General features: G+C 39.7%; 11 protein-coding genes and 1 tRNA gene. 6 read left to right on the top strand and 6 right to left on the bottom strand.

The window, feature by feature from the left end:
• Window positions 1–42: 42 nt before the first annotated feature.
• The 3 genes from HSP_RS0107775 to HSP_RS0107765 form a co-directional block, all read right to left on the bottom strand.
• Complete coding sequence (locus HSP_RS0107775) at window positions 43–333, bottom strand: YfcZ/YiiS family protein (RefSeq protein ID WP_007525120.1); 291 nt, start codon at window positions 331–333, stop codon at window positions 43–45.
• 217 nt (window positions 334–550) lie between these two features.
• Window positions 551–640, bottom strand: a tRNA-Ser gene (locus tag HSP_RS0107770).
• An 81-nt stretch (window positions 641–721) separates the two neighbouring features.
• A complete protein-coding gene (locus tag HSP_RS0107765; RefSeq protein WP_007525253.1) occupies window positions 722–1,033 on the bottom strand; it encodes a BolA family protein in 312 nt (103 codons plus the stop codon).
• A gap of 84 nt (window positions 1,034–1,117) precedes the next feature.
• Here HSP_RS0107765 and HSP_RS0107760 point away from each other — a divergent pair, with 84 nt between their 5' ends.
• From HSP_RS0107760 to ruvX, 4 genes are all read left to right on the top strand, one after another.
• Entirely contained in the window at window positions 1,118–1,708 is a 591-nt protein-coding gene (locus HSP_RS0107760) for a YajG family lipoprotein (protein ID WP_007525275.1), read from the top strand.
• Between the two features lie 169 nt (window positions 1,709–1,877).
• The gene (gene rsmE, locus HSP_RS0107755) at window positions 1,878–2,609 is read left to right on the top strand and encodes a 16S rRNA (uracil(1498)-N(3))-methyltransferase (RefSeq protein ID WP_007524366.1); all 732 of its coding nucleotides are present in this window, start codon (window positions 1,878–1,880) and stop codon (window positions 2,607–2,609) included.
• Window positions 2,610–2,630: 21 nt separating this feature from the next.
• Window positions 2,631–3,191 carry a YqgE/AlgH family protein gene (locus HSP_RS0107750; protein ID WP_007524731.1) on the top strand — a complete coding sequence of 187 codons (561 nt, stop codon included), beginning with the start codon at window positions 2,631–2,633 and terminating at the stop codon, window positions 3,189–3,191.
• 2 nt (window positions 3,192–3,193) lie between these two features.
• Window positions 3,194–3,619 carry a Holliday junction resolvase RuvX gene (gene ruvX / locus HSP_RS0107745; RefSeq protein WP_007524059.1) on the top strand — a complete coding sequence of 142 codons (426 nt, stop codon included), beginning with the start codon at window positions 3,194–3,196 and terminating at the stop codon, window positions 3,617–3,619.
• Window positions 3,620–3,630: 11 nt separating this feature from the next.
• On the opposite strand, the gene HSP_RS0107740 is transcribed toward ruvX, so the two are convergent.
• A complete protein-coding gene (locus HSP_RS0107740; RefSeq protein ID WP_007524859.1) occupies window positions 3,631–4,266 on the bottom strand; it encodes a histidine phosphatase family protein in 636 nt (211 codons plus the stop codon).
• 48 nt (window positions 4,267–4,314) lie between these two features.
• Between HSP_RS0107740 and HSP_RS0107735 the strand changes: the two genes are divergently transcribed.
• Both HSP_RS0107735 and paeA read left to right on the top strand, forming a co-directional pair.
• Window positions 4,315–4,974, top strand: coding sequence for a TIGR01621 family pseudouridine synthase (locus HSP_RS0107735; protein ID WP_007524498.1), 660 nt, complete (start codon window positions 4,315–4,317; stop codon window positions 4,972–4,974).
• Window positions 4,975–4,986: 12 nt separating this feature from the next.
• Entirely contained in the window at window positions 4,987–6,288 is a 1,302-nt protein-coding gene (gene paeA / locus HSP_RS0107730) for a polyamine export protein PaeA (protein ID WP_007525527.1), read from the top strand.
• A 37-nt stretch (window positions 6,289–6,325) separates the two neighbouring features.
• Here the strand turns inward: paeA and folK are convergent, their stop codons facing one another.
• Together folK and pcnB are read right to left on the bottom strand one after the other, a co-directional pair.
• Window positions 6,326–6,805 (bottom strand): 2-amino-4-hydroxy-6-hydroxymethyldihydropteridine diphosphokinase, encoded by a 480-nt coding sequence (gene folK / locus HSP_RS0107725; RefSeq protein WP_007525529.1) that lies wholly within the window; start codon window positions 6,803–6,805, stop codon window positions 6,326–6,328.
• A 3-nt stretch (window positions 6,806–6,808) separates the two neighbouring features.
• Complete coding sequence (gene pcnB, locus HSP_RS0107720; protein WP_029495305.1) at window positions 6,809–8,359, bottom strand: polynucleotide adenylyltransferase PcnB; 1,551 nt, start codon at window positions 8,357–8,359, stop codon at window positions 6,809–6,811.
• Between the last annotated feature and the right edge of the window lie 19 nt (window positions 8,360–8,378).

Below are 8,378 nucleotides of genomic sequence, written 5' to 3'. Positions count from 1 at the left end.
CGAGGCAGTTTAAACTGCCTCGATTTTTTTATTTTATTCAAATTAAAACGCTCGCGTATTTAATTGGAAAATAACCACTTCAGCTTGGCAACTAAAGGTAAATTTAGCTCTTAATTTTACCCCACCCTCTACGGCTTCGTATTGATGTGAAATCTGGCAGGGTTCACTTTCCGTATCACGCGCTTTTTGCGTTAAAAATGCCAATCCTTCTTCAGCTTCTTGTTGGGTAGCAAAAATTTTCTCTACTACCGCATCACAATCGCTATTATCTAAAATAGTGCCGACATCAAAAGTATTACAACCGACACACTCAATTGGTTTATCATTTTTCATGCGTTTTCTCCTTAAATGAACAATACGCCCACTTTAATACTAAAACTTATTACAAGCAACTTTTGCACAACGCTTTTTTATGCCATTTGTTTTTTATCAAATTTAAGATAAAAAAAAACCTAAACAAAATGTTTAGGGTAACTATATAGTATGTAAAAAGTATTTCTACTTTAACTTAACCAAGGAAATATCTATGAAAACAGTACCTTCTATTAAATGGCGGTGAGAGGGGGATTCGAACCCCCGATACACTTTCGCATATACACGCTTTCCAGGCGTGCTCCTTCAACCACTCGGACATCTCACCGAATCAATAAAAGACGGGGCGTAATATACCCCTATTTACCCTCAGAATCAACTTTTATTTTAGCCGTTAAAATAAATCAGACTACTTTCCAATCCCTAAACAATTCATTGAATTTGGAATGATTTCGCCTCTTTCTTGCCATTCTGCTGGGGTATATAAATGCAAAGCTAAGGCATGCACACCGCCATCTAATTCAGATTGTAAGCATGCATAAACAGCCTGATGACGCGCAACATTACGTTTGCCTTCAAAGACATCACTCACCATCGTTACTTTAAAATGAGATTGACTGCCCCGACCAGAACTATGTAAATGGCTATCGTTTTCAATATTTAGAAAACTTGGCGCAAAATTTGTGGTCAATTTGTGTTGAATACTTTCTGCAACTAACATTTTTTCTCCTGTGAAACGGTAGTATTTCAGTCCAAATCATACTATACTTTTTCAAAATCATTGAAACTAAAAGGATCTTTTATGATGCAATTCAATAAAAAAGCACTATTACTTGCTGGTTTATTCACCGGGGCGTTATTAACCGGCTGCCAAAGCCAATCTAATGTGCTTAATTTCAGCACACCAAGCCCAACCGCAACCTTTAATACACAAAATCAATCGGCTTCAATTAGCGTCATGACGCAAGACTTACGTCCTTCACGCGAAGTGGCAAGCTATACCAAAGGTGGTGAAATTACCCGCTTAACCGCCGTACCTGAAGTGGGCGCGATGTTCCAACAGGCTGTACAGCAAGACTTAAACGCGAAAGGCTTCCAAATTGTTCAAAGTGGTGCAAATGCAAATGTGATTGTGAATGTACGCAAATTCTACGCAACAGTAGAACAAGGCAACATCCTTTATAAAGTTAATGCCGAAGTGAATGTTGAAGTAGCGGTTAAAGGCGCAAAAGGTCACTTTAATAAAAACTTCAATGCGACCCGTGGTTACGAAGGCGCTGCGCTGACTACTGATAATGACGATATTAAATCAGTCTTATCGCAAGCTTATCAAGATGTCGTAAAATCTATCTACAACGACAACGAAATTGCTAACGCAATTCATCAATATAAATAAGCAAAAGCTTTTTTAACAAGCGGTCGAATTTTCCATACTTTTTGCAAAAAAGAAAGAAAATCCGACCGCTTGTTTTTTCAGACTCACTTTCACACCAAATCCCTGTGAAAAATTTATTTCAGCGCCAAATTACATTACAATGATGGCTAAAATGAGGATATAAGAAACCATGAGAATTCCAAGAATTTACCATCCAAGTCCACTTGCAGAGCTGGATAGCTGTCTGTTAAGTGAAGATGCTGTTAACCATGTTGGACGTGTGTTACGAATGAAAGAGGGAGAGCAAATTATCCTATTTGATGGCTCAAACCATATTTTCCACGCATACCTACAAGCGGTCGAAAAAAAACAAATTATTGCAAAAATTGAATCAAGCGAATTAGATGATCGCGAATCGCCTCTTGCGATTCATTTAGGGCAAGTGATTTCGCGGGGTGATCGGATGGAATTTACTATCCAAAAATCTGTAGAACTAGGGGTAAAAACCATTACCCCTCTTTGGTCAGAACGTTGTGGGGTAAAACTTAACGATGAGCGCCAAGATAAAAAGCTACAACAATGGCAAAAAATTGCGATTGCCGCTTGCGAACAATGTGGACGTAACGAAATTCCAGAAATTCGCCCAATGATGAAACTGACCGATTGGTGCAAAGAGCAAGATAATATGCTTAAGTTAAATCTGCACCCTCGGGCAAAATATACTATTCGTCAGTTACCGCATATTCCACCTGAAGGGGTACGTTTACTTATTGGTTCAGAAGGAGGATTATCTGCTGAAGAAATCCAAATGACGGAAAAAGAAGGGTTTACGGAAGTGCTGCTAGGTAAACGAGTTCTACGCACAGAAACCGCTTCACTGGCTGCCATTACCGCATTACAGGTCTGCTTTGGCGATATTTAACCGTATAGGAAACCGGATTTAATGTTAGAAAACTTACAAGGCAAATTTTTAATTGCTACGCCAGAAATGGATGATGACTATTTCGACCGAACCGTTGTCTATATTTGCGAACATAATCAAAATGGCGCAATGGGTGTAGTCATTAACACTCCTACTGATCTTTCTGTTCTGGAATTGCTTACCCGAATGGATTTCCAAATGGCAAATCAGCGGGAATACACTAAAGATCAAATGGTATTAAGCGGTGGCCCGATGAATCAAGACCGCGGTTTTATTATTCATACCAAAACTGCAATGAATTTCTTGCATAGTTATAAGGTTACTGATGAGATTATGTTAACCACTTCAGGCGATATCTTAGATAGCTTTGGCACGCCACTTTCGCCTAAACATTTTATTGTTTGCTTAGGTTGTGCAACCTGGCAAAGCGCGCAGCTTGAACAAGAAATTGGGCAAAATTTCTGGCTTGTTTCAGAAGCAAGCCACCGTATTTTATTTGAAACTGGCTATTTAGATCGTTGGAATGAAGCAAATGAATTACTTGGCATTTCTGGCGTTCTCGCCCCTTCTGCAAGAGCATAAATATGACAAAAACTCTATTAGCCTTTGATTTCGGAACATACAGCATTGGCTGTGCAGTCGGGCAAAGTATTACCGGCACGGCACAAGGACTTCCAGCCTTTAAAGCACAAGATGGTATTCCAAATTGGGCACAAATTGAAAAAGTGATTGCAGAATGGCAACCGGATTTATTAGTGGTTGGCTTACCACTGAATATGGATGGAACTGAACAGCCCTTAACGCAACGAGCCAGAAAATTTGGTAACCGCCTGCAAGGCAGATTTAATCTACCCGTTGCTTTTCAAGATGAACGCCTGACAACTGTTGAAGCCCGCTCAGAAATCTTTTCACGAGGGGGATATAAAGCGCTAAAAAAAGACAAGGTTGATTCTATCTCGGCTTGTTTGATTTTAGAAAGTTGGTTTGAAAATAATGAAAGCGGCGATTAAGCCGCTTTCGTTTATTTATCTAGATGATCAACTTGGTTGAAGACTTTCAAAGTGTTTTTTTCTCCGTCAACCTCAACAATATTGATTGCGGTATTTATCACAAAACTATGCAAATCTTCATTACGCGCTTCATGCCATGGTAAACCTTTAAGCACGGCTGTTAGCACCGTCAATGTCATTCCGTGAGAAACAATCAGGACATTTTCATCTTGCTGATGTTTTTCTGCAATTTCTTTAAAAGCCGCTAAAGCGCGCTGATAAACTTTCTCATAAGTTTCGCCACCATTACTCAGCGCCTGATAGTCTTTTGGCGTACGTTTCATTATCCAATATTCATCATGATCGAATAAATCGACTGATTTCATACCTTCCCAACTGCCGAAATCAAATTCATTTAAACCAGCATGATGAAAATGTGGAATATTTGCCAAATTGTTTTCCGCTAAAATGTAATTGGCGGTATCTTGGGCACGCTTTTGCATACTGGAATAAGCGGCGCTGAATTTAACGTCTTTTAATGCTTGTCCCGTTTTCTTCGCTCCTAAAATACCTTCTTCAACTAATGGAGAATCCCCCGAGCCTTGCAATCTGCCTTCTATATTCCACACGGTTTTTCCGTGACGAATTAAATAAATATTTAGTGCCATTCGCTTTCCTTGTTAGAATAATCAAAATTTGACTCAGTATAGCAAAAAATGACAGAAAATTTGACGATTTGCTTTGAACACCCCGATTTTGTGGTGATTAACAAACCGGCTGGTATTAGCGTGCATAAAGATGAACAAGCGGTCGGATTATCCGAAAAATTAGCAAAACAGCTTGGCGTAGAAAAATTATGGTTGGTTCACAGGCTAGATAAAGTAACTTCGGGCTTACTGATTTTTGCACGTAATCAAACTGCCGCAGTAAATTTTTATCATCTTTTTCATGAACATAAAGTTGAAAAAACCTATTTGGCATTAAGTGATAAAAAACCGAAGAAAAAACAGGGGAAAATTATCGGTGATATGGAAAAATCCCGTGGCGGAAGTTGGAAACTCTGTCCAACGAAAAATCACCCCGCCATTACGCAATTTCATAGCCTTTCGCTTGCACCGAATCTGCGATTATTCATTTTACAACCTAAAACGGGAAAAACACATCAACTGCGAGTTGCGATGAAAAGCCTTAGCAGCCCGATTTTAGGCGATACGCGTTATGCCGGCAGTAGCGCTGATCGAGTTTATTTACATGCTTATCAGCTGGCTTTTGTCTATCAAGGCGAAGATTTTTTAATTCGTGCATGGCCTACAAGCGGTCATTTTTGGGCAAATATTGACGAATCTGCTATTATGGCAATCTCTCAACCTAAATAAATTGAGGATATTATGAGCTTATTTGAAGCCGCTTTAATTATTTTTTTATTAATTCTGATCAGTGCGATTGTCTCGGCATCTGAAATTTCACTTGCAGGCGCACGAAAACTGAAACTGCAATCCATGGTAAACGAAGGCGATAAACGCGCTGAAAAGGTGATGAAACTGCAAGAACAGCCAGGGCGTTTTATTACTGTCGTCCAAATTGGATTAAACATGGTTGCCGTTTTTGGTGGGGTGGTTGGCGAAAGTGCCGTTACGCCTTATTTTAGCCAATTTCTTTCACAATATACGCAAGCTCAATGGGTAGAATCTGCAGCCTCTTGGATTGCCTTTTTAATTGTGACCTCATCTTTTATTCTTCTTGCAGATTTAATGCCAAAGCGCATTGCAATGACTTACCCAGAAAAAGTCGCCGTGCGTACAATCGGTATCATGTCATTTTGTATTGTCATCTTTAAGCCATTGGTGCTCTTTTTTGACTGGATTGCGAACTCGCTTTTCAAACTCTTTGGCGTTTCAACTATCCGCCAAGACAATATGACTTCTGAAGATATTGTTGCAGTGATGGATGCAGGAGCAAAAGCGGGAGTACTGAAAGCGCAAGAACACTATCTGATTGAAAATGTGTTTGAAATGCAAGAAAGACGAGTAACTTCAACCATGACCACTCGTGAAAACATTGTCTTTTTGGATAGAACCGACAATAAAGCCCAAGTATTACAAACTATCAGCGAGAACTCACATTCTAAGCTACTAATCTGTGATAACGGGCTAGATAAAATCTTAGGTTATGTAGAGTCGCATGATTTGCTTACCCAATATTTGAAACATGAAAATGTTTCTTTAACGGATAGCCGACTGCTCCGCAAATCGCTCTTTATTCCAGATACGCTTTCGCTTTATGAAGTATTGGAGCTATTTAAATCTGCAGGTGAAGATTTTGCCGTCATCGTCAATGAATATGCCCTAGTGGTCGGCATTATTACTCTTAACGATGTAATGAGCATTGTCATGGGCGAATTAGTTTCAACCGAAGAAGAGCAAATTGTTCGACGCGATGAGGATTCTTGGTTAATTGATGGCGCAACGCCGCTCGAAGATGTCATGCGTGCATTGGAAATTCCAAGTTTCCCAAATGATGAAAACTACGAAACTATCGGTGGTTTTATGATGTATATGCTACGTAAAATTCCGAAGAAAACGGATTTTGTTCTTTACGATCAATATAAATTTGAAATTATCGACACCGAGAATTTCAAAATTGACCAGTTAATGGTTTCGTTTAGAAAAGACTTAAAAACAGATGCTTAACAACACAAAAGGCGCTTTAAAAGCGCCTTTTGTTCGTTTATTTACGTTTAAAACAGACCATTTGATGATCTTGAAATAGCGGATAAATATCCGCTAATTTCTCGCCATTAGGTAAGACCAAATCTGGCGCTAAATCATAAAGTGGCACAATTACAAACTCTCGGTTTTTCATTTCAATATGTGGCACCGTTAAACGTTCTGTTTGAATTTCTTGGTTGCCATATAGCAAAATATCCAAATCCAAAGTCCGCTCGCCCCAACGACGTAAGCGTACACGCCCTTGTTGCTGCTCAAGGCTTTGTAACTTGTCTAATAAAGCCTCTGCGGAGAGTTCTGTTGTGAACGTCGCCACTGCATTGACATAATCAGGTTGATCCTGTGGCCCATGCGGCTTAGAACCGTAAAATGGACTGACTCGCAAATCTTTTGCAAAATCCTGCAAAGATTCAACCGCTTGTTCAAGCTGATTCAGAGGATTATTTAAGTTAGAACCTAACGCAATATAAACTCGCACCATCTGCTACTCTCCTGCAGGCTTTTTCATAGTACTCTTCTTACGACGATATGGTGTTTTACGGCGACGTTTTTTCTTCTCTTCACCCGCAAAATTCGGCATGCTACGTACATTTTTCAACATTTCCGCACGTTGTGCATCATTGCTAAATTGGAACTCATGCCACCAAGCGGAAAGTTCTACCAAATCACCGCCTTCAATTTCAGCGCGCATCACTAGCAAATCGAAACCAGCACGGAATTTTTGGACTTCAAGCGTTTGTAATGGGCGTTTACCCGAACGTTTGGTCATTTGGAATTGTAACGACCAAATTTCACGAATCACTCCCGTATGACGTCGATGTAGCGCAACAGCTTTGCAACTTTCATCTAAAATCTCATTTGCCGCAAGCATCATTGCATCATGCGAATTTAATCCACCTTCATTTTTCAACTCATCAATTTTCTCTCGTAACGGATACCAAAAGAGTGCAGCAAATAAAAATGCAGGATTAACAGGTAAACCATCTTTAATCCGATCATCTGTTGAGGTTAATGCTTTGATTAACATGCGCTCCGCATTACTGTCTTGATTCGGGGTAAAAAACGGTGGCAGTACTGGGAATAGCAATTCAAACAAGCCATATTCACGTAGCAACTGATAAGTTTTTACACCTTCGCCAGATTGTAATAATTTGAGCGACTCATCAAATAAACGTGCAGCCGGAATATTCGTCAACAACCCAGCCATTTCTTTAATTGGCTTGGCGGTTGGTTTATCCAAAAACATATCTAGTTTTGCCATAAAACGAATGGCACGCAGCATGCGTACAGGGTCTTCTTGATAGCGCTGAATAGGATTCCCTAATAGGCGTAATTTACCCGCTTGTAAATCCTCAACACCATTGAAGAAATCGAAAATGATGTTATGTGTTGGGTCGTAATAAAAGGCATTCACGCTAAAATCACGGCGCTCTGCATCTTCGCGTAAAGAGCCATATACGTTATCGCGCAACAACATTCCTTCATCACTGACTTTAGAAATTTTATCATTGCTATGATTTTCATGATTAGCGCGAAATGTTGCTACTTCAAAGATTTCTCGCCCAAACACCACATGGGCTAAACGAAAGCGTTTACCTACTAAACGACACTGACGACCAAAGATTTTTTGCACTTCTTCCGGTCTAGCATTGGTGGATATATCAAAATCTTTCGGTTTTCTACCTAATAGTAAATCCCGAACACAACCGCCCACAATATAAGCTTCAAAACCTGCACGTTGTAATTTTTCAACAATAGTTAATGCGTGTTTTGGAAAGGCGCGTGGGCTAATATCAAAATGTGATGCATTTAGCGTGTATTTTTTGTGTAACATATGAGACGGGACACGATCTTGCGTTTTTCGACCTTTTCGTGCTCGTTCAGAAGAGGGGGAGGATTTAGATTTAGATTCAGTGCGATGAGATAGCGGTTTATTATCTGCTTTTCGTTCCTGACGCTCCGTTATTTCATCTGCAAATTGTTGTTTTTTCGCTTTTTTAGGGCGAGAAAAAAACGATTTAATGTAATTAAAAATAGCTCACCTCAATAAACTT

The organism is Haemophilus sputorum CCUG 13788 (assembly GCF_000238795.1).
GTDB lineage: Bacteria > Pseudomonadota > Gammaproteobacteria > Enterobacterales > Pasteurellaceae > Haemophilus_A > Haemophilus_A sputorum.
The sequence above is the reverse complement of the archived record's forward strand: the minus strand, read 5'-3'. Positions and strand labels throughout refer to the sequence as shown.

Excerpts from the sequence above, each read along its gene's own strand:
- HSP_RS0107775 (WP_007525120.1), bottom strand. The coding sequence starts at position 333 with ATGAAAAATGATAAACCAATTGAGTGTGTCGGTTGTAATACTTTTGAT.
- HSP_RS0107765 (WP_007525253.1), bottom strand. The coding sequence starts at position 1,033 with ATGTTAGTTGCAGAAAGTATTCAACACAAATTGACCACAAATTTTGCG.
- HSP_RS0107760 (WP_007525275.1), top strand. The coding sequence starts at position 1,118 with ATGCAATTCAATAAAAAAGCACTATTACTTGCTGGTTTATTCACCGGG.
- rsmE (WP_007524366.1), top strand. The coding sequence starts at position 1,878 with ATGAGAATTCCAAGAATTTACCATCCAAGTCCACTTGCAGAGCTGGAT.
- HSP_RS0107750 (WP_007524731.1), top strand. The coding sequence starts at position 2,631 with ATGTTAGAAAACTTACAAGGCAAATTTTTAATTGCTACGCCAGAAATG.
- ruvX (WP_007524059.1), top strand. The coding sequence starts at position 3,194 with ATGACAAAAACTCTATTAGCCTTTGATTTCGGAACATACAGCATTGGC.
- HSP_RS0107740 (WP_007524859.1), bottom strand. The coding sequence starts at position 4,266 with ATGGCACTAAATATTTATTTAATTCGTCACGGAAAAACCGTGTGGAAT.
- HSP_RS0107735 (WP_007524498.1), top strand. The coding sequence starts at position 4,315 with ATGACAGAAAATTTGACGATTTGCTTTGAACACCCCGATTTTGTGGTG.
- paeA (WP_007525527.1), top strand. The coding sequence starts at position 4,987 with ATGAGCTTATTTGAAGCCGCTTTAATTATTTTTTTATTAATTCTGATC.
- folK (WP_007525529.1), bottom strand. The coding sequence starts at position 6,805 with ATGGTGCGAGTTTATATTGCGTTAGGTTCTAACTTAAATAATCCTCTG.